Consider the following 20,085-nt stretch of genomic DNA (forward strand, 5'->3'; position numbering starts at 1 on the left):
TCTCCTCAGTCCCTTACTTCGCAGCCGCGGGGATCGACGTGACCTTGATCGCCGTGTACTGCTGGCGGTGGCCCTGACGACGGCGGTAGCCGGTCTTGTTCTTGTAGCGCAGAATGTCGATCTTCTGGCCCTTGTGGTGGTCCACGACCTCGGCCTGGACCTTGATACCGGCCAGCACCCACGGGTCGCTGGTCACGGCGTCGCCGTCGACAACGAGCAGGGTCGAGAGCTCGACCGTGTCGCCAACCTTGGCAGTGGAAATCTTGTCAACCTCAACGATGTCGCCGACAGCAACCTTGTGCTGGCGACCACCGCTGCGCACGATGGCGTACACGCGGATCTCACTTTCGCTCGAAGAAACGGCACCCCCGCAGGCCAGCCGCCCGAGAACAGCACGGACGACCTCTCCCGGCCCGCATGGCGTCCGGGAGGAAGAAGGTTTACGGGGATGTGGCGTGTCAGCGGACACGCCGACGGTCCAGGTTACGGGGCCGCGGCCGAAGGGGTCAAACCGGGCCCCGCCGGTGTGCGGCCGGTCACTCGGACCGGCCGCACACCCTCGGGCGTCAGCCCTCGTCGCCGGCGGTGGGGACCGTGGCGGTCTTCTTCGCCGTCGACTTCGCGGTGGCCGTCTTGGCGGTCTTCGCCGCCTTCTTGGCCGTCGTCTTCTTGGCGGCCGTCTTCTTGGCCACCGTCTTCTTGGCGGCGGCCTTCTTCGCCGGGGCCTTCTTGGCCGCCTTGCGGGCGGTCTTCTTGGCCGGCGCGACCTCCTCCGCGGCCCCCTCGGCCACCGGGGCCTCGGCCACCGCGGGCTCCGCCGGGACCGACGGGACGACCACGACGGCCGCCTCCTCGGACGCGGTGGGCGCCGTGGCCTTGCGCACCGCACGGCGGCGCGGGCGGGCCGGTGCGGCGGCCTCGGCGGGCGCGGGCGCCTCCTCGGCGGCCGGAGCCTCGGCGACCGGCGGCACGGCCGGCGCCTCGGCCACGGGCGCGGCCTCCGGCACCGTCACGACGGCCGCCTCGGCACCCGCGGGGGAACCGGCCGGGGCCGACACCTTCCGGGTCGCCCGACGGCGCGTACGGCCCTTGGGCGCGGCGTCCTCGGCGGCCGGGGCCTCGGCCTGCGGCGCCTGGACCACCTGGTCCTCGGCGGCCACGGGCTCGGCCAGCGCCTCGGCGGCCGGCTCGGGCAGCACCGGGCGCGTCGCCGCCTCCTCGGCGGTGACGTGCTGCGCGGTCGGAGCCGCGGCCGGCTCGGCCTCGGCGGCGAACCCGGCCCCGGCACTCCCGGCCCACTCGGCCTCCTCGGCCCGCTCGGCCCTGGAGGCCCGCTCGGCACGCTCCGGCTTCGGCGCGCCCGCCGGAGCCGACGCCCGGCGGCCCGCCCGGCGGCGCGAACGGCCACGGGTGGCCGCCGCCTCCGCCTCGGCGACGCTGCTGTACAGCTCCTCGTCCGGCGCGAAGTCCGGCCCGGGCAGCGCGACCGGCTCGGCGGCCTCGGCGGCCACCTCCACGGCCGTCTCCACCTCGGGCTCGACGGCCTCGCCGCTCTCCACGGCCACGGCGGCGGTCTCGTGCACGTGCTCGTGGACGTCGCCGCCCCGGCCGCGCTTCTTGCGCTTGCCGCCGCCACCGTTCGCGGTCGCCTGCTCCAGGTGGACGACGACACCGCGGCCGTTGCAGTGGACACAGGTCTCGGAGAACGACTCCAGCAGGCCCTGACCGACCCGCTTACGGGTCATCTGGACCAGGCCCAGCGAGGTGACCTCGGCAACCTGGTGCTTCGTACGGTCCCGGCCCAGGCACTCCAGCAGGCGGCGCAGCACCAGGTCCCGGTTCGACTCCAGGACCATGTCGATGAAGTCGATCACGATGATGCCGCCGAGGTCACGCAGCCGCAGCTGACGCACGATCTCCTCGGCCGCCTCCAGGTTGTTCCTGGTGACCGTCTCCTCCAGGTTGCCGCCCTGGCCGGTGAACTTGCCGGTGTTGACGTCGATGACGACCATCGCCTCGGTCCGGTCGATCACCAGCGAACCGCCGCTGGGCAGCCAGACCTTGCGGTCCAGCGCCTTGGCGAGCTGCTCGTCGATCCGGTAGGTGGCGAAGACGTCGGTCTCGGACGTCCACCTCGACAGCCGGCCGGCCAGGTCCGGGGCGACGTGCGCGACGTACCCGTGGATCGTCTGCCAGGCCTCGTCACCGCTGACGATGACCTTGGAGAAGTCCTCGTTGAAGATGTCGCGCACGACCCGGACGGTCATGTCCGGCTCGCCGTAGAGCAGCGTCGGCGCACTCGAGCCGCCGCCGTTCTTGGCCTTCTTCTGGATGTCCTCCCACTGCCCCTGGAGCCGCTCGACGTCGCGGCGCAGCTCCTCCTCGCTCGCGCCCTCGGCGGCGGTGCGCACGATGACGCCCGCGTCCTCGGGGACGATCTTCTTGAGGATGGTCTTCAGCCGGGCCCGCTCGGTGTCGGGCAGCTTGCGGCTGATGCCGGTCATCGAGCCCTCGGGCACGTACACCAGGTAGCGGCCCGGCAGGGAGACCTGGCTGGTCAGGCGGGCGCCCTTGTGACCGATCGGGTCCTTGGTGACCTGCACGAGCACGGGCTGCCCGGACTTCAGGGCGGACTCGATGCGCCGCGGCCCGTTGGCCATGCCCAGCGCACCGAAGTTGACCTCACCGGCGTACAGCACCGCGTTGCGGCCCTTGCCGATGTCGATGAAGGCGGCCTCCATCGACGGCAGCACGTTCTGGACCTTGCCCAGGTAGACGTTGCCGACGTACGAGGTCGACTGCTCCTTGTTGACGTAGTGCTCGACGAGCACGCCGTCCTCGAGCACGCCGATCTGGGTGCGCTCGCCGTGCTGGCGCACGACCATCACCCGCTCGACGGCCTCACGGCGGGCCAGGAACTCGGCCTCGGTGATGATCGGGACCCGGCGTCGGCCCTGCTCGCGGCCTTCCCGGCGGCGCTGCTTCTTGGCCTCCAGACGGGTCGAGCCCTTGATGGACTGCACCTCGTCGGACGGCTCGCTCGGCTTGCGCGGCTCGCGGACCTTGACGACCGTGCGCTCCGGGTCGTCGACGGACAGCTCGGGTTCGGCAGCCGTGTCACCGGCCCGGCGACGGCGGCGGCGACGGCGGCGGCTGCTGGAGCTGGAACCGGCGGAGTCGTCGCCCCGGACGTCGTCGGCGTCCTCGTCCTCCTGCTCGGCGGTGTCCTCGGCGTCCTGCGCGGCCTGCTCGGCGGCGAGCTCGTCGCCCTCGGCGTCGGCGCCCTCACCGTCGGACGCGTCACCGCGCCGGCGGCGGCGTCCGCCGCGGCGGCGCCGGCGGCGCGAGCCGGACTCCTCGAAGCCGTCGGCGTCGTCGGCCTCGTCGGTGTCCTCGGTGTCCTCGCCCTCGTTCTCGGCGAGGTCCTCGGCGGCCTCCGGAGCCTCGTCGGCGTCCTCGGGCTCCTCCGCTTCCTCGTCCTCGTCCTCGGCCACGGCCCGCACCGGCCGGGTCTCCTCGGGGGCGGCCCCGCGGCGGCGCCGACGGCGGCGCGAACCGGTCTCGGCGCGCTCCTCCAGGCGCTCCTCCGCGCGCTCCTCCGTGTACTCCTCGGTCTCCTCCGAACCGGCGGCCTCGGCCGCGGCCTCGGCCGCGGCCCGCTCCGCGGTCTGGAACCTGGGCTCGGTGAACACCGGCGCCTGGAAGACGGCGACGGCGGGGCGGGCGGGCCGGCGCGGACCGTCGGCGTCCTCGGCGGACCGGGCCGCGGCGGGGCGGGCGGGCTCGGCGAACCCGGACGCGGCGCGCTCGCCCCGGCGGCGGGTGCGGCGCTGCGTCCCGCCCTCGGCGGCCGGCGCGGGGGCCTGCGCCGCCCGGGCGGGCTCGGCGGTCTGCGCGGTCTCGGGGACCTGCGGGGCCTGGGTGTGCACTGCGGGCTCCTCCGCCTGCTCGGCCCGGTCGGCCTCCTCGCTCACCGGCGTACCGGTGGGTGCGGACACCCGGCGGGTGGCCCGGCGGCGCGTACGACGCGGAGCGGCCTCCTCATCGGCGTCCTGGACGCCGGCCTCGGCGGCGGGCACCTGGGGCGCCTCGGGCGTGTCCTGCGCGACGGGAGCGGCCTCGGCGACGGCCGGGGTCTCCTCGGCGCCCTGCGGGGCACCGGCGGGCGCGGACACCCGGCGGGTGGCCCGGCGGCGCGGACGCGCGGCGGGGGCGTCGGACTGCGTGGTCTCCTGCGCCGTCTCGGCGGCGGGTGCCTCGGGGGCCTCCTGCGCGACGGGAGCGGCCTCGATCACGGCCGGGGTCTCCTCGGCGCCCTGCGGGGCACCGGCGGGCGCGGACACCCGGCGGGTGGCCCGGCGGCGCGGACGCGCGGCGGGGGCGTCGGACTGCGTGGTCTCCTGCGCCGTCTCGGCGGTGGCGGCCGGGGCGGGGGCGGCGGCCGGGACCACGGTCTCGGCCCGCGCGGCCTCGGCGGACGCGGGCGCGGCGGTGGGCGCCGACACACGGCGGGTCGCGCGACGGCGCGGGCGCCCGGCGGGGACTTCCTCGGCGGGCTCCGCCGCGACAGCGGACTCGGCGGCCTCAGCGGTCTGCGGGGTCCCGGAGATCTCCGTGGCACCCGGGGCGCCTTCGGTGGCCGTCGACACGCTGCGCGTGGCCCGGCGCCGGGTGCGGCGCGGAGCGGCTTCCTCGGCAGGCTGTTCCGTCACGGAGGGCTCCTCCGCAACAGCGGTGTCAGCGGACTTGGTGGGCTCGACGGTCCTGGCCGTCTCCGGCGCACCGGAGGCGCCGTCGGTCGGCGTCGCCACGCTGCGCGTGGCCCGGCGGCGGGTGCGGCGCGGAGCGGCCTCCTCGCCGACGACGACCGCACCGGCCTCGGCGACGGCGGCGTCCGCCGGCTCGGCGTGCGCGGACGCGGCCGGTACGACGGTCTCCGCGGTCTCGGCGGGCGCCGGGGAACCCACGGGCGCGGACGCCCGGCGGGTGGCCCGGCGGCGCGGACGCGCCGGTGCTGCCTCCTCGGCGGCGGGCGCCTGCGCGGCGGCGGCCTCGGGCAGCTGTTCGGTGTCCGGGGTGCTCTCGGTCACCGCGGCCACCTCGTCCGCGTCCGCGGCCGGTATGGCCGGCACGGTGACCTCGGCGCTCGCCTCCGCGGGTCCCGCGGGCGGGCCCGCCGGGCGGGAAGCGGCACGGCGACGCCTGCGCGGCGGCAGGGTGTCGCTGGGGGTGTTGAGTTCGGAACCCTCGGTGGGTTCGGTCGGCTCGAGCATGCGGGCGTTTCTCCCGTCAGGCTCCCGGGCGCCGCGCCTGGTCCGCCGGCGGTCTGTGAAGACCGTCCGCCGTTGACGTCCGCGGCCCGCGCGATACGCGGTGGCCGCCGTCCGGGGCGCGGGCGCCGCACGGGAGCACTCTGTGTCCTGTCTCGCCGGTTCCGTACGCCTTGTCGGTACGGCCTGGCGAAAGTCTTGTGGTCGGTGCGCTGCCCGACCCAGGTGGCTCCCGAGTACGAGGGCGGCGCTACGACGTCCGTCCCTACGCGGGACCTTCCGGCATCGGCGCCGTCGCGGCGGCAACCGGTGCGGCCTTCAGGGCCTGGGCTGCCTCGCGGTCGGGCGCGAGCGGGTCGGTCACCGTGCCGGTCTCTTCATCGAGCAGCCCCTGCGCCAGCCTGGTCACCGCAGCGGGGACCGGCGGCGCCAGGTCGGCCACGGCGCGGAGACCGGACAGGACGTCGTCGGGTCGTACGGCAGGCGTCACGTGCCGAACAACCAGCCGCAGTATCGCACAGGGCACGTCGGTCGGCCTATCAGCCGGCGATCCGTGCGTGTCCAGGCTCACCACGGCGGGGCGGGCGTCGAAGGTACGGACGCCGTTCTTGGTCGTGCGCTGCACCTCGACGGCGTCGGCCGCGGCGAAGGCCGCGACCGCGCGCTCCGCGTCGGCCGGGTCGACCCCGGCCAGCCGCAGCTCCCAGACGGAGGCCGTCAGCCGGTCGGCGAGACCCGGGGTCCGCGCCTCCACCGCGTCGATGACGTCGAGCCCGGCGGGCAGCGACTCGTCGAGGAGGACGCGCAGGGTCTCCGGGTCGCGCGCCTGGGTGAGCGCGATCTCCAGGTACTCCGCCTCACTGCCCGTGCCGGTGGGTGCGGCATTGGCGTACGACACCTTCGGATGCGGTGTGAACCCCGCCGAGTACGCCATGGGCACCTCGGCGCGGCGAAGCGCACGCTCGAAGGCGCGCTGGAAGTCTCGGTGGCTGGTGAACCTCAGGCGGCCGCGCTTGGTGTAGCGCAGTCGGATGCGCTGCACCGCGGGTGCGGGCGGCGGGCCTTCGGGCTGTCGCTTGCCCAGTGTCCTAGTCCTTCGTGAGAGCGGTCGTACCGTTACCAAGACTACGTGCCACGGCGCCCGAGGGTTCCCGCCGGTCGGCCGGAACCGGCCGGCCGGGACCGCCGAACAGCATCCGGCGCGCCTCGGCGCGGGCCTGCCGCACGGTGGCGCGGGCCGTGGCCAGGGCCTCCCGGCCGACCCGTCCCACGGCCCGCACGCCGTCGGCGACGGGCCGCAGGACGGCGTCCCGGACGACGTGCCCGACCGGCGTGAGGACGCTGCGGTACACCCAGCGCGCCGGCTCCACGAAGATCCACCGGAAGAGGGTCCCGAGCGCCCGTCCGACGGCCCGCGAGATCCGCCCGGCGATCCGCCAGGCGTGCCCCAGGGCGTCTCCCACCTCGCGGGCGACGACCGCGAGGAACCGGCCGACGGGCGCGAGCACCCAGCGCCACAGCGCCAGGGCGGGCAGGACCAGCAGCACGCGGGCGGTCCGGTACAGGGCCAGGCCGGCACCGGTGACCACCAGTCCCAGCAGCCACCCCAGACCCCGTACGCACCAGGCGACGGCCCGGCCGGCGGGGGCGAGGACCCAGGCGTACAGCCACCGGGCAGGTACGACCAACAGGTGGCGCGCCAGCCAGGCGACGGCCGTGAACGTCCCGGTCCCGAGGACGGCGAGCACCGCGCCGACGCCCTTCAACAGCCGGGCCAGGCCGTACCCGACCGGGCTGAGCACGCGCGCGTACACCCACGCCGACACGGCGCCGGCCCCGCGCACGAGCCGGGCGAGGGCACGTCCCAAGGGGGTGAGGACCCAGCGGTACAGCCACACCGCCGGTACGCCGACGAGGACCGCCGCGAGCCAGGTCAGCACCCGGCCGGCGGGCACCACGACGTAGCGCCACAACGCCACGGACGGCCACACGAACACCGCCCTGCCCAGCCACACCAGGGCCCGCCCCAACGGCCTGAGCACGGTGTCCCGCAGCAGCCGCCCGGTGACCACGACGGCATCCCACACCATGCGCACGGGCACGACCAGGACGAGCACGACGATCCGCACCGGCAGGCGGACGGCGACGACGAGGCATCCTTCGGGTTTCGAACGCTCAGGGGGCGGCTCACGGAGTTCCATACCCCGATAGACGCCGGGGCCGCCCGTTCGGATCCGGCTACAGCACCCGCGCCTTGTACGCCTCGGGATAGTGCTCGGTGAACTTCACGGCCACCACCAGCAGGGCGATGGGCACGACCCAGTTGAACCAGTCATCCTGGGCCGGGTACCGGACGGCCAGCCAGGTCGAGACGGTCATCAGCGCGAAGACCGCGCCCCACACCGCCGTCAGCACCCGGTTGATGTGCTGGAAAACGGGCGAGTCCCACACGGCCCGGGGCGACGACTCGCGGGCGTACTGCGCGGTGAACGGGTCGGCGAACAGCGATCCGAGCGCCACGAGGGCCACCAGCCCGTTGGAGATGACCTGGGCGTACGTCTCCAGCCAGAGGAGCTGCCCGCGGTCCAGGGCCAGCGCCAGGACCGAGAGCACGGCGAAGAACACGATGCCGGTGATGTCGAGGGGCCGGAACCTGCCGTTCAGTATGTCCCGCCCCGACAGGACGATCGCGGCGATCAGCGCGGCGAGGGCCGCGTACTCCCAGGTGGAAGGGCTGGCGACCACGCCGAAGATGATCCACGGCGCGAACGAGAAGAAGACGCCGCCGGTGCTCACGGGTTTCTCCGGCGGGGCCTTCGCCGCCGTCTGCTGAGCCATGGGAGCTCCTCCCGTCAGATCCGCGGCCACCCCCTCCACTCCATCGTGCCGTCCCCGAACCCCGAGCCGCCCGTCGTGCGGCCCGGACGCGCGCGCCCTAGCGTGAAAGACGGGGCCCGGACGGCGACTGGGGACCGTACGCCCTCCAGGGAGCCGCCATGACCTACCGACCCCGCTCGCGATCCCGATCCCCATCCCGATCGCCGTCCCGATTCAGCGAGAACGTCCAGTTCGACTACGAGATACGGCTCACGCTGGGCTCGGCCTGGCGCCGGGGCGCCGATGTGGGCGAGGTGCTGGCCACCGCCGCCGCGGTGGCGGACGGCGACGGGGAGACGTGGTTCGCCGCCTGGGCGGAGCTGGCCGCGAGGACCGCCGAGCGGGCCGGGCGCAGCGCGGCCGAGGGACGGACCGTGAGCGCGCGGGACGGCTGGCTGCGAGCCGCCGGGTACGCCGGCACGGCCCTCGCGGGCGTCGACGCGGTCGCCGACCCGGCACACCGGCTGGCCGAGGTGTTCCCGCGGCACCGCGCCTGGTTCGACCGCTTCCTGCGGGCCTGCGACCCACCCGCCGAGCCGGTCCCGATCCCGTACGAGGACACGACCCTGCCCGGGTACCTCGTCGACCCCCCGGACGGTTCCGGCCCACTGCCCACGCTCATCGCCAACAACGGCAGCGACGGCCCGCTCAGTTCGGTCTGGACGCTGCTGGGCGCGCCGGCGGTCGCCCGCGGCTACCGTGTCCTGCTCTTCGACGGCCCCGGCCAGCAGTCGATGCTCTTCGACCGGGGGGTGCCGTTCCGGCCCGACTGGGAGAGCGTCATCACCCCTGTCACCGACTTCCTCCTCACCCGCCCCGGCACCGACCCCCGGCGGATCGCCCTGGCCGGCGTCAGCCAGGCCGGCTACTGGGTGCCGCGCGCCCTCGCCTTCGAACACCGCATCGCCGCGGCGGTCGCCGACCCGGGCGTGGTCCGCGTCGTGGACAGCTGGTGGGACCAGCTCGGCCCCGAACTGCGCGGACTGTGGGAGTCCGGTGACCGGGACACCTTCGACCGGGTCCTGCACGAGGGCCTCGCCCAGGACCCGGCCCTGACCGCGACCTGGCGCCGGCGGGCCCGGCCGTACGGCATCGACTCACCGTTCGACCTGCTCACAGAGGTGTCCCGCTACGACGTCACCCCTGTCGCCGACCGGATCACCACGCCACTCCTGATCACCGACCCGGACGGCGAACAGTTCTGGCCGGGCGCCGCACAGGAGCTGTACGACCTCCTGCCCGGCTCGAAGCGGTTGGTCCGCTTCACCGAGGCGGAGGGCGCACACCTGCACTGCGAGCCGATGGGCCGTGCCCTGTTCGAACAACGCGTCTTCGACTGGCTGGACACCCGCCTGGCCACGGCCTGAGCCCTCAGCCGAGGGCAACGGCTCGCTGAACGGTTGCCTCCGGTCCGCCGAGCCGCTGTACTGCGCTCCGGACCCCCATCCTCACCGGACCCCAGAGGGAGACATGCGCACACATGAGGAACCCTGAGCCCATGGGACTGCTGGACGTCCTGATCGTGTACGAGCGTCCTTCGGCGCACCGGGTGGTCTGCCACGCCCGGAGCGTCAGTCTGGAACGGGGGGTTCTCATCGGAGATTCGGTGCTCCCGGCGGACAACCCGTCGGGAACCGCGATCTCTCCGGGCCGGGTGGTCCGTATGCACCGCGAACCGTACGGGGAGTTCACCGAGTTGCCGGCCGTCTGGAGTGCTGTCGTCGAGATCGAGGGCCCGGACCTGTCCTGGCTGCAACTCGACGCGAAGCTCCGGGCGGTCGCGCCGGCAAGCGGCGAGGATCAGAGACGGGCGGGTTGAAGCCCGCGGCGCCGACGGGCGAGGGGGCGCCGCGCCGAACGCAGTCGGCACGGCGCCCCCTCGCCCTCGCTCACCTCAGTGCGAGTGACCGCTCGAAGCCGGCGTCGGACCCGCGTTCTTGACCGTCAGCGGCAGCAACTTCTTGCCGGTGGGGCCGATCTGGATGGACGTGTCCATCTGCGGGCACACGCCGCAGTCGAAGCACGGGGTCCAGCGGCAGTCCTCGACCTCGGTCTCGTCGAGGGCGTCCTGCCAATCCTCCCAGAGCCAGTCCTTGTCCAGGCCGGAGTCCAGGTGGTCCCAGGGCAGGACCTCCTCGTAGGTGCGCTCGCGGGTGGTGTACCAGTCGACGTCGACGCCGAAGGGGGCCAGCGCCTTGTCCGCGCAGGCCATCCAGCGGTCGTAGGAGAAGTGCTCGCGCCAGCCGTCGAAGCGGCCGCCGTCGTCGTAGACCGCGCGGATGACCGCGCCGGTCCGGCGGTCGCCGCGGGAGAGCAGGCCCTCGACGATGCCGGGCTTGCCGTCGTGGTAGCGGAAGCCGATCGAGCGGCCGTACTTCTTGTCGCCGCGGATCTTGTTGCGGAGCTTCTCCAGGCGCGCGTCCGTCTCCTCCGCCGACAGCTGGGGGGCCCACTGGAACGGGGTGTGCGGCTTGGGTACGAAGCCTCCGATCGACACCGTGCAGCGGATGTCGTTGGCGCCCGAGACCTCGCGGCCCTTCTGGATGACGTGCATCGCCATGTCGGCGATCTGGAGGACGTCCTCGTCCGTCTCCGTCGGCAGGCCGCACATGAAGTACAGCTTCACCTGGCGCCAGCCGTTGCCGTAGGCGGTGGCGACGGTCCTGATCAGGTCCTCTTCCGAGACCATCTTGTTGATGACCTTGCGCATGCGCTCCGAGCCGCCCTCGGGGGCGAAGGTCAGGCCCGAGCGGCGGCCGTTGCGGGTCAGCTCGTTCGCCAGGTCGACGTTGAAGGCGTCGACGCGGGTGGAGGGCAGCGAGAGGCCGATCTTGTCGTCGGTGTAGCGGTCCGCCAGGCCCTTGGCGATGTCACCGATCTCCGAGTGGTCCGCGGAGGACAGGGAGAGCAGGCCCACCTCCTCGAAACCGGTGGCCTTCAGGCCCTTGTCGACCATGTCGCCGATGCCGGTGATGGAGCGTTCCCGGACAGGGCGGGTGATCATGCCGGCCTGGCAGAAGCGGCATCCGCGGGTGCAGCCGCGGAAGATCTCCACCGACATCCGCTCGTGGACCGTCTCGGCCAGCGGCACGAGGGGCTGCTTGGGGTACGGCCACTCGTCCAGGTCCATGACGGTGTGCTTGGACACGCGCCAGGGCACACCGCTGCGGTTCGGTACGACACGGGCGATGCGGCCGTCGGGGAGGTACTCGACGTCGTAGAACGCCGGGATGTACACCCCACCCGTCCTCGCCAGGCGGAACAGGACCTCCTCGCGCCCGCCGGGGCGGCCCTCCGCCTTCCACTCGCGGATGATCCGGGTCATGTCGAGCACGGCCTGCTCGCCGTCGCCGATCACGGCCGCGTCGATGAAGTCGGCGATCGGCTCCGGGTTGAAGGCCGCGTGGCCGCCGGCCAGGACGATCGGGTCGTCGACCGTGCGGTCCCGGGACTCCAGCGGGATCCCGGCCAGGTCGAGGGCGGTGAGCATGTTCGTGTAGCCCAGCTCGGTGGAGAAGCTGATGCCGAAGACGTCGAAGGCCTTCACCGGGCGGTGGCCGTCCACCGTGAACTGCGGGACCCGGTGCTCGCGCATCAGCGCCTCCAGGTCCGGCCACACGCTGTAGGTGCGCTCGGCGAGGACGCCCTTCTGCTCGTTGAGGACCTCGTAGAGGATCATGACGCCCTGATTGGGCAGGCCGACCTCGTACGCGTCGGGGTACATGAGCGCCCAGCGGACATCGCACTCGTCCCACGGCTTGACCGTGGAGTTGAGCTCGCCGCCGACGTACTGGATCGGCTTCTGCACGTGCGGGAGCAGAGCTTCGAGCTGCGGGAAAACCGACTCGACAGGCATCTCGCGAACCTTCATGAGCTGACAGGGGGGACCCTTCAGCGTAACCCGGCCGGCGGCTCCCCCCGAACGCTCAGCCGGGCGCCCCGGTCCCGGTCCCGCGCCACCGCGCGGGCAGCTGCGCCTGGGCCGCGGCCGCCCGTGCCTCCTCCCTGCCGTACAGCACCCCGTACGTGAACGTGCTCTCCCCCGCCGCGTGCGCCACCGCGGACAGCTCGCGCAGGGCGCGGCGGGCCATGACGCTGTCCTGGTGGCCGCCGAGGAGGGTGGTGAGGGACTTCATGTCCTTGGTCAGGGTGCGGGCGGGGGCGCCGAGGCCCGCGGTGGCCGCCTCGGCCGCGTAGCGGGTGCGTTTGGCCTTCTTGCGGGCCTCGTGCAGGGCGAGGTCGCGTTCCTCGCCGGGCGGCAGGCGCAGCGCGTGCCGCATGGCCCGGGCCAGCTTCTTCTCGTCCTTGTGCACGGCCTTGGCGAGCGTCTTCGCCGGTTTCTTCCCGGCCGCCCCGAGCAGCGGGGGGTCGGCGAGGAGGGCGTCCAGGCCGTCCAGGAGGGTGAGGTAGCGGCGTGAGTCGAGGATGCCGGTCAGGTGGGCGTGGGTGCCGGTGCGGCGGGGGTCGGACCAGGCGGCGAGGCGTTCGGGGACGGGGCCGGTGACCAGGCCGGGCGGCAGGGCGCCGAGGGCGGTCGTCAGCCGGTCGGCCAGCACCTCCTGGTCGCGGCCGGCGCCCAGCTCGCCCGCGAGCCATTTCAGTTCGGCGGCGAGGGGACCGGTGACGTCGCGGTCCAGCACACCGCGGAAGGTGCGCAGGGTGCTGCGGGCGCGCCGGGTGGCGACGCGCATCCGGTGCACCGCGTCGGGGAGGCCGCGGCGGACGGCGGGGTCCAGCCCGACCAGTGCGTCCCGCTGGGCGCGGAGGTAGGCGAGGACGTGGTCGCCGGCCGTCCGGGGCGCCGGGGGCCCGCTGTTCCTCTCGTGGTGGTCACCGGCGGTGCGTTCCAGGGCGTGGGCCAGTTTCGACGGTGAGCCGGAGGGGCGTAGGCCCGCCTTGCGCAGCCGTTTGTCCACCCGGTCGAGGAAGGCGGGGTCGCCGCCGTCGGCGAGTTCCACCTCTATCTCGGTCCACCGGGTGCTCCCGCCCGTGCCGGTGAGCCTTTCGGCGGTCACGGCGTCGACGCTCGCCTCGGCCAGCAGGGTGCCGTCGGCGTCGACCAGGTGGCGCACGTCGCGGGCGGAGCGCAGCCGGACGAGGGGGATCAGCTCGCGGTCCCGGACGCGGGAGCGGACGAGGGCGGCGAGCTCCTCGGGGACGGTGTCGGACAGCGGGGCCCGGATCTCGTCGCGGACCGAGGGGGCGACCGGGATCTTCAGGTGCCAGCCGGCGTCCGGGCCGCCGGTGCGGCGGCGCAGGGTGAGCGAGGCCCCGGCCAGGCGTTCGTCGGCGGTGTCGTAGTAGGTGGCGTCCAGTTCGGCCAGGCCCTGGTCGAGGACGGCCGCCACCCCGGCGACTCCGGTCAGGTCGGGGAGCCCGCTGTCGTCGGATTCGTACTTGCGCTCGATCTCGCGTTTCGCGTCCGCCATGTCCCGAATCTAGTGCCCGGGGCGCCGGCAGGGCAGGGGGTCGCCGCGGGCCTACGCGGACATCGGCCGCTGCACCTTGATCGACTGCAACAGGCCCAGCGCCACCCAGACCGCGAACATCGATGAGCCGCCGTAGGACACGAACGGCAGCGGCAGGCCGGTGACCGGCATGATGCCGAGGGTCATGCCGATGTTCTCGAAGGCCTGGAAGGCGAACCAGGCGACGATTCCGGCGGCGACGATCGTTCCGTACAGCTCCGTGGAGTCACGTGCTATCCGGCAGGCGCGCCACAGGACGACACCGAGCAGGAAGATGATCAGACCCGCACCGACGAAGCCCAGTTCCTCCCCCGCGACCGTGAAGACGAAGTCCGTCTGCTGCTCGGGCACGAACTGGCCGGTGGTCTGGGAGCCGTGGAAGAGCCCGGCGCCGGTGAGCCCGCCGGAGCCGATGGCGATGCGGGCCTGGTTGGTGTTGTAGCCGACGCCCGCCGGGTCGAGGTCGGGGTTGGCGAAGGCCGCGAAGCGGTTGATCTGGTACTCGTCCAGGATGTGCAGCTGCCAGATCGCGATGCAGCCGATCACGCCGGCGATGAGCAGGCCGAACACCCAGCGGTTGGAGGCGCCGGAGGCGAGCAGCACGCCGAGGATGATCGCGACCATGGCCAGCACCGAGCCGAGGTCCGGCATGAGCAGCAGGATCAGGATCGGTACGGCGGCCAGGCACAGGGACTGGAACGCGGTGCGGTGGTCCGGGTACGGCTTGTCGCCGGCGTCGACCCGGGTGGCCAGCAGCATGGCCATGCCGAGGATGATCGTCACCTTGAGGAACTCGGCGGGCTGGAGCGAGAAGCCGCCGATGACGAGCCAGTTGCGCTGGCCGTTGATGGTGGCGCCGAGCGGGGTGAGGACGACCAGGGCGAGGAGCACCGACAGGCCGTAGAGGATCGGCACGGCGTTGCGCAGGGCCCGGTGGCCGAGCCAGACGGTGGCGATCATCAGGGCGATGCCGATGCCCAGGTTCATCAGGTGCCGGAACAGGAAGAAGTACGGGTCGCCCTGGTTCAGCTCGGTGCGGTTGCGGGTCGCCGAGTACACCAGCAGCGAGCCCATGAGTGACAGGGCGGTGGCCGCGAGCAGTATGGGCCAGTCCAGCCGGCGGGTCAGCGAGTCGCGGGCGAAGATCCTGGTCCAGCCGGCCCGCTCGGGGCCGTACCCGGAGACGGAGAAGCTGTTCGTGCCGGTCATGAGGGCATCCTCCGGCTTCCCGTCCGGCGGGACCGGCGGGTCCTGCGGGTGTCTCGGTTGCCCGTGGGCGGGGCGGTGGTGCCCGCGGGCTGCTGGTCGTCGCCGTTGGTGGGGTTGTTCTTCTGGGCGGCTTCGGCGTCCTTCGCCGGGTCGCCGGTGACCTTGGGGGCGGCGATGGTGCCGTCCGGGCGGACCTTGGGCAGGCCCTGCTGCGGCTCGGACAGCATCGCGCGCTTCTTGTCGACGGTGCCGTCGGCCCGGACGCCGTAGAGCGCGCTGTAGATGTTGCGGACGGCCTCGCCGGAGGCCCCGGAGCCCGTACCGGCCTGGGCGATCGTCATGATCACCGTGTAGTCCTTGGAGTAGGTGGCCAGCCAGGACGTGGTCTGCTTGCCGTAGACCTCGGCCGTGCCGGTCTTGCCGTGCAGCGGGATCTTGTCCTGCGGCCAGCCGCCGAACTTCCAGGCGGCCGTACCGCGGGTGATGACGCCGGCGAAGGCGTCGTTCATGCCCTTGAGGGTGGCCTGGCTGACCGGCAGCCTGCCGCGCTTCTTCGGCTTGATCTCCTGGACGGTCCTGCCGTCGGCGCTGATGACCGCCTTGCCGATGGTCGGCTGGTACATCGTGCCGCCGTTGGCGACGGCGCCGTAGATCACGGCCTCCTGGATCGGCGTGACGAGGGTGTCGCCCTGGCCGATGGAGTAGTTGATCTCGTCGCCCTCGCGCATCTTGTTGCCTTCGAGGCAGTTCTCATAGGCGATCTTCTCGACGTAGGAGCCGTCCTTCTTGCCGGACCGGCACCAGGCGTCCTTGTTGGCCTTCCAGTAGTTCAGCTTCCACTGGCGGTCCGGGACCCGGCCGGTGACCTCGTTGGGCAGGTCGACGCCGGTCTCGGCACCGAGGCCGAACTGGTGGGCGGCCTTGAAGAAGTAGTCCTTCGGCCGGCCCTTCCTGGGGTTGATGCCGCCGTCGCGCTTCCACTCCCGGTCGGCGAGGCCGTAGAAGACCGTGTCGCAGGAGACCTCCAGGGCGCGGCCGAGGGAGATCGGCCCGAAGTTCTCGCCCTCGAAGTTCTTGAAGACCTGGCCGCCCACCGAGTAGGAACTGGTGCAGGGGTAGCGGCCGTCGAACGCGTAGCCTGCCTCGACCGCGGCGGCCGTGGAGACGACCTTGAAGGTCGAGCCGGGGGCGGCCTGGCCCTGTATGGCCCTGTTGAGCAGGGGGTAGTCCGAGTCCTTGCCGGTGAGGGCCTTGTAGTCCTTGCCGGAGATGCCGCCGACCCATACGTTCGGGTCGTAGGTCGGCGCGGAGGCCATCGCGACGATCCGGCCGGTCTTGGCCTCCATCACCACGACGGCACCGGAGTCGGCCTTGTAGTTCTCGCCGGTGATCTTGTCGTACTGCTGGCGGGCGACCTTCATCGCCTTGTCGAGTTCGTACTCGGCGACCCGCTGGACCCGGGAGTCGATGCTCGTCACCAGGTTCGAACCGGACTCGGCCGCGTCCGACTTGGCCTTGCCGATGACCCGGCCGAGGTTGTCGACCTCGTAGCGGGTGACGCCGGCCTTGCCGCGCAGCACCTTGTCGTACCGGCGCTCCAGGCCGGACCGGCCGACCATGTCGGAGCGCAGGTAGGGCGAGTCGGTGTGCTGGGCCTGCTGGATCTCGGAGTCGGTGACGGGCGAGAGATAGCCGAGGACCTGCGCGCTGTTGGACTTGCCGGGCGCCGGGTAGCGGCGGACGGCCTCGGGCTCGGCGGTGATGCCGGGGAAGTCCTCGGAGCGCTCGCGGATCTGGAGGGCCTGCTTGGCGGTGGCCTCGTCCGTGATGGGGATCGGCTGGTAGGGCGAGCCGTTCCAGCAGGGCTGGGGGGTCTTGGCGTCGCACAGCCGGACCTTCTGCATGACCTCCGCGGGCGGGATGCCGAGGACGCCGGCCAGCTTGGTGAGGACGGCCTTGCCGTCGTCCTTCTGCTTCAGCAGGTCGGTGCGGGAGGCGGAGACGACCAGGCGGGTCTCGTTGTCGGCGAGGGGCACGCCCCGGGCGTCCAGGATGTCGCCGCGCACGGCGGGGTCGACGACCTGCTGGACGTGGTTGCCGGAGGCCTCCTTCTGGTACGCCGCGCCCTCCCGGATCTGGAGGTACCACAGCCGGCCGCCGAGCGTGCCGAGGAGGGAGAGGACGAGGATCTGGATCACGACGAGCCGGATCTGGACCCGTGGGGTCCGCCCGGTCTCGGGGATGTTGGTCACTGCGGTGTCTCCCCCTCTCGGTGTGCGGAGTGTGCGGACGTGTGAGCGCCGGGCGCGGTGCGCGGCGCGTGCGTGCGCGGCACGTCTGTGCGAACCGGCTGCGGGTGTACGCATGAGGAACGGCCGGCCGGTGCGCCCGCGTTCCGCGCGAGCTGACCCGTTCGGGTGAACTTCGAGGCGTTCACAGCCGCTTGACCCCCTTGATGCGGCCGACCCGGGCGGACCGCGTGCGGGCCTTGGCCTTCAGGGCGCCGACGCCGCCGCGCCGGCCACCGACGCGCAGGCCGGTGCCGGAGGACAGCCAGCCCGACGAGATGTCACCGGCCGTCGCCGCGGGGCCGGTCTCGGTGAGCGGGTCGTTGTCGGCGCGGCGGGCCAGCCACATCACCCCGGGCACCACGAACGGGGCGAGCAACAGGTCGTACAGGGCGGCCGAGAACAGCAGCCCGGGCAGGCCGACATGGCGGGCGGCGGTGTCGCCGACCAGGGCGCCCACCCCGGCGTACAGCAGGGTGGAGCCGACGGCGGCTGCGACCACGACGGCCATCGGGCCGGTCGCCGACTTCAGCCGGCCGTTCTCCGGCCTGATGAGCCCGGCGGCGTAGCCGGTGACGCACAGCACGAGCGCGTAGCGGCCCGCCGCGTGGTCGGCCGGCGGCGCCAGGTCGGCCAGCAGACCGGCGGCGAACCCGACGAGGGCGCCGCCGACATGGCCGTACACCATCGCCAGCCCGAGGACGGTGAGCAGCAGCAGGTCGGGGACGGCGCCCGGCAGGTGCAGCCGGGCCAGGACGCTCACCTGGATCACCAGGGCCACGACGACCAGTGCGCTGGAGAGCAGGATCCGGTTGACACGCATGGGATTCAGCTCCTACTGCTGCTGTTCGGTGGCGGGAGCGCCGGCGGACGGGGTGACCGTGACGGTCACCGTCGGCGTCGGGTGCGGCTGGGACTTGGCCGGGAGCACGGTGTCCCGCGGGTCCTTCTTCGGGGCCGACACGACCACTCCGACGACGTCGAGCTTGGTGAAGCTCACGTACGGGGTGACGTAGAGGGTGCGGGTGAGGCCGCCGCCGGAGGGGTCGACGCGGGAGACCACGCCGACCGGGACGCCCGGCACGAACGGCTTGTCGGCCTGCGAGCCGAAGGTGACGAGCCGGTCGCCCTTCTTCACCTCCGCCTTGCCGTTGAGCAGTTCCACGCGCAGCGGGCGGTCGCCCTGCCCCGAGGCGAAGCCGAGTTCGTCGTCGCCCTCCATGCGGGTGCCGACGGTGAAGTCGGGGTCGTTGGCGAGCAGCACGGTGGAGGTGCTGGGGCCGACGGTGGTGACCCGGCCGACCAGGCCGTCGCCGTTGAGGACGGTCATGTCCCGTTTGATGCCGTCGTCGGCGCCGGCGTCGATGGTGATGGTCCAGGAGAAGCCCTGGGCCGAGCCTATGGCGATGACCTGGGCGCCCTTGATTCCGTACTGCCCCTCGCCGGCGGTCTTCAGCAGGCTGTCGAGCTGCCGGAGGCGGCTGCGGTTGCGGTCGTCGCTGCCGAGCTTCGCCTTGAGGGCCGCGTTCTCCTTCTCCAGCGCGGCGAGCCGGTCGTGCCGGCTGCCGGAGTCCCGGATCGCGGAGACGGCGTTGCCGACCGGGTCCACCGCGGAGGACAGCCCGTTCTCGACCGGGCCGAACACCGTGGCGGCGGCCTGCCGGGCGCCGTCGACCGGGGAGTTGCGGCCCCCGCGAATGTCCACTGTGATCAGCGCGAACGCGATGGCGACCAGCAGGACCAGGAGCAGCCGGCTCTCTTTCGTGTCCCTCACGTGCGGCGGCCGTGCCCTTCCTCAAGTAGGAATGCGGGGCCCCTGGGGAACGCGCGTGGGACGGCGTCGGCCCGGGAGGCCCGTTCGTGGGAGCTTATGCCTCTATGTCAACGAGCCGCCGCACGAGAGGAGAACATCTCGTACGGCGGACCGGAGGAGTCGCGTCATCTGCGCGGCTGGGCGTCCAGGACCTGCTGGAGTGCCTCGAACTCCTCGACGCACTTGCCGGAGCCGAGCGCGACGCTGTCCAGCGGGTCCTCGGCGATGTGGATCGGCATGCCCGTCTCGCGGCGCAGCCGCTCGTCGAGCCCGCGCAGCAGCGCGCCGCCGCCGGTCAGGACGATTCCCCGGTCCATGATGTCGCCGGACAGCTCCGGCGGGCACTTGTCGAGGGTCGTCTTGACGGCGTCGACGATCGCGTTGACCGGCTCCTCGATCGCCTTGCGGACCTCGGCGGCCGAGATGACGACGGTCTTCGGCAGCCCGGACACCAGGTCCCGGCCGCGGACCTCGGTGTGCTCGTCGGCTTCGAGTTCGTACGCCGAACCGATCGTGATCTTGATCTGTTCCGCCGTCCGCTCACCCAGCAGGAGGCTGTACTCCTTCTTGATGTACTGGATGATCGCGTTGTCCAGTTCGTCGCCGGCGACGCGGATCGACTGGGCGGTGACGATGCCGCCGAGGGAGATGACGGCGACCTCCGTGGTGCCGCCGCCGATGTCCACCACCATGTTGCCGGTGGCCTCGTGGACCGGCAGACCCGAGCCGATGGCGGCGGCCATGGGCTCCTCGATGATGTGCACCTGACGGGCGCCGGCCTGGGAGGACGCCTCGATGACCGCGCGGCGCTCGACGCCCGTGATGCCCGAGGGCACGCAGACGACGACCCGCGGCCGGGCCAGGTACCGCCGCTTGTGGATCTTCAGGATGAAGTAGCGGAGCATGCGCTCGGTGATCTCGAAGTCGGCGATGACGCCGTCCTTCAGCGGGCGGACGGCCACGATGTTGCCCGGCGTCCGGCCGATCATCTTCTTCGCTTCGGCACCGACCGCGAGGATCCCACCCGTGTTGGTGTTGATCGCCACGACGGACGGCTCGTTCAGTACGATCCCGCGACCCCTGACGTACACCAGCGTGTTGGCGGTCCCGAGGTCGACAGCCATGTCACGGCCGATGAACGACATTGAGTTCCCCATCCG

Annotated in this window: 14 protein-coding genes; 2 read left to right on the forward strand and 12 right to left on the reverse strand. The window is 72.8% G+C overall.

The genetic code is table 11. The annotated features are described in order from the left end of the window. Window positions 1-13 precede the first annotated feature (13 nt). From rplU to ACGFT1_RS16020, 5 genes are all read right to left on the reverse strand, one after another. Complete coding sequence (gene rplU, locus ACGFT1_RS16000; protein ID WP_030749991.1) at window positions 14-334, reverse strand: 50S ribosomal protein L21; 321 nt, start codon at window positions 332-334, stop codon at window positions 14-16. Between the two features lie 232 nt (window positions 335-566). After that, complete coding sequence (locus ACGFT1_RS16005) at window positions 567-5,273, reverse strand: ribonuclease E/G (protein WP_373909560.1); 4,707 nt, start codon at window positions 5,271-5,273, stop codon at window positions 567-569. Window positions 5,274-5,535: 262 nt separating this feature from the next. Beyond that, the gene (locus tag ACGFT1_RS16010; protein ID WP_373909561.1) at window positions 5,536-6,312 is read right to left on the reverse strand and encodes a TIGR03936 family radical SAM-associated protein; all 777 of its coding nucleotides are present in this window, start codon (window positions 6,310-6,312) and stop codon (window positions 5,536-5,538) included. 46 nt (window positions 6,313-6,358) lie between these two features. Then, window positions 6,359-7,471 (reverse strand): hypothetical protein, encoded by a 1,113-nt coding sequence (locus tag ACGFT1_RS16015; protein ID WP_373909562.1) that lies wholly within the window; start codon window positions 7,469-7,471, stop codon window positions 6,359-6,361. A gap of 37 nt (window positions 7,472-7,508) precedes the next feature. Continuing rightward, window positions 7,509-8,108 carry a hypothetical protein gene (locus ACGFT1_RS16020; RefSeq protein WP_373909563.1) on the reverse strand — a complete coding sequence of 200 codons (600 nt, stop codon included), beginning with the start codon at window positions 8,106-8,108 and terminating at the stop codon, window positions 7,509-7,511. Window positions 8,109-8,266: 158 nt separating this feature from the next. Here ACGFT1_RS16020 and ACGFT1_RS16025 point away from each other — a divergent pair, with 158 nt between their 5' ends. Next, entirely contained in the window at window positions 8,267-9,514 is a 1,248-nt protein-coding gene (locus ACGFT1_RS16025; protein ID WP_373909564.1) for an alpha/beta hydrolase family protein, read from the forward strand. 113 nt (window positions 9,515-9,627) lie between these two features. After that, window positions 9,628-9,966 carry a hypothetical protein gene (locus ACGFT1_RS16030; RefSeq protein ID WP_373909565.1) on the forward strand — a complete coding sequence of 113 codons (339 nt, stop codon included), beginning with the start codon at window positions 9,628-9,630 and terminating at the stop codon, window positions 9,964-9,966. Window positions 9,967-10,041: 75 nt separating this feature from the next. Here ACGFT1_RS16030 and ACGFT1_RS16035 read toward each other — a convergent pair whose 3' ends face one another. The 7 genes from ACGFT1_RS16035 to ACGFT1_RS16065 all read right to left on the reverse strand — a co-directional run bounded on the left by ACGFT1_RS16035 (window position 10,042) and on the right by ACGFT1_RS16065 (window position 20,070). Beyond that, window positions 10,042-12,003 (reverse strand): TIGR03960 family B12-binding radical SAM protein, encoded by a 1,962-nt coding sequence (locus ACGFT1_RS16035; protein ID WP_373909566.1) that lies wholly within the window; start codon window positions 12,001-12,003, stop codon window positions 10,042-10,044. 70 nt (window positions 12,004-12,073) lie between these two features. Next, window positions 12,074-13,576, reverse strand: a complete 1,503-nt coding sequence (locus ACGFT1_RS16040; RefSeq protein ID WP_373909567.1) for a CHAD domain-containing protein — start codon at window positions 13,574-13,576, stop codon at window positions 12,074-12,076. Between the two features lie 51 nt (window positions 13,577-13,627). Then, a complete protein-coding gene (gene rodA, locus ACGFT1_RS16045) occupies window positions 13,628-14,824 on the reverse strand; it encodes a rod shape-determining protein RodA (protein WP_373909568.1) in 1,197 nt (398 codons plus the stop codon). Then, window positions 14,821-17,076 carry a penicillin-binding protein 2 gene (gene mrdA, locus ACGFT1_RS16050; RefSeq protein ID WP_373909569.1) on the reverse strand — a complete coding sequence of 752 codons (2,256 nt, stop codon included), beginning with the start codon at window positions 17,074-17,076 and terminating at the stop codon, window positions 14,821-14,823. The genes rodA and mrdA overlap by 4 nt, the downstream gene beginning before the upstream one ends. A 181-nt stretch (window positions 17,077-17,257) precedes the next feature. Then, window positions 17,258-17,935 (reverse strand): rod shape-determining protein MreD, encoded by a 678-nt coding sequence (gene mreD, locus ACGFT1_RS16055; RefSeq protein WP_373909570.1) that lies wholly within the window; start codon window positions 17,933-17,935, stop codon window positions 17,258-17,260. 12 nt (window positions 17,936-17,947) lie between these two features. Beyond that, on the reverse strand, window positions 17,948-18,886 hold the full coding sequence (mreC, locus tag ACGFT1_RS16060; RefSeq protein WP_373909571.1) for a rod shape-determining protein MreC: 939 nt from the start codon (window positions 18,884-18,886) through the stop codon (window positions 17,948-17,950). A 164-nt stretch (window positions 18,887-19,050) separates the two neighbouring features. Then, window positions 19,051-20,070 carry a rod shape-determining protein gene (locus tag ACGFT1_RS16065; RefSeq protein ID WP_358688792.1) on the reverse strand — a complete coding sequence of 340 codons (1,020 nt, stop codon included), beginning with the start codon at window positions 20,068-20,070 and terminating at the stop codon, window positions 19,051-19,053. Window positions 20,071-20,085: the final 15 nt, after the last annotated feature.

This window comes from Streptomyces sp. Y20, assembly GCF_043195475.1.
In the GTDB taxonomy this organism is placed as follows: domain Bacteria; phylum Actinomycetota; class Actinomycetes; order Streptomycetales; family Streptomycetaceae; genus Streptomyces.

Coding starts and splice junctions, on each gene's coding strand:
- ACGFT1_RS16005 (WP_373909560.1), bottom strand. CDS start 5,273: ATGCTCGAGCCGACCGAACCCACCGAGGGTTCCGAACTCAACACCCCC.
- ACGFT1_RS16015 (WP_373909562.1), bottom strand. CDS start 7,471: ATGGAACTCCGTGAGCCGCCCCCTGAGCGTTCGAAACCCGAAGGATGC.
- ACGFT1_RS16020 (WP_373909563.1), bottom strand. CDS start 8,108: ATGGCTCAGCAGACGGCGGCGAAGGCCCCGCCGGAGAAACCCGTGAGC.
- ACGFT1_RS16025 (WP_373909564.1), top strand. CDS start 8,267: ATGACCTACCGACCCCGCTCGCGATCCCGATCCCCATCCCGATCGCCG.
- ACGFT1_RS16030 (WP_373909565.1), top strand. CDS start 9,628: ATGAGGAACCCTGAGCCCATGGGACTGCTGGACGTCCTGATCGTGTAC.
- ACGFT1_RS16035 (WP_373909566.1), bottom strand. CDS start 12,003: ATGCCTGTCGAGTCGGTTTTCCCGCAGCTCGAAGCTCTGCTCCCGCAC.
- ACGFT1_RS16040 (WP_373909567.1), bottom strand. CDS start 13,576: ATGGCGGACGCGAAACGCGAGATCGAGCGCAAGTACGAATCCGACGAC.
- rodA (WP_373909568.1), bottom strand. CDS start 14,824: ATGACCGGCACGAACAGCTTCTCCGTCTCCGGGTACGGCCCCGAGCGG.
- mreD (WP_373909570.1), bottom strand. CDS start 17,935: ATGCGTGTCAACCGGATCCTGCTCTCCAGCGCACTGGTCGTCGTGGCC.
- ACGFT1_RS16065 (WP_358688792.1), bottom strand. CDS start 20,070: ATGTCGTTCATCGGCCGTGACATGGCTGTCGACCTCGGGACCGCCAAC.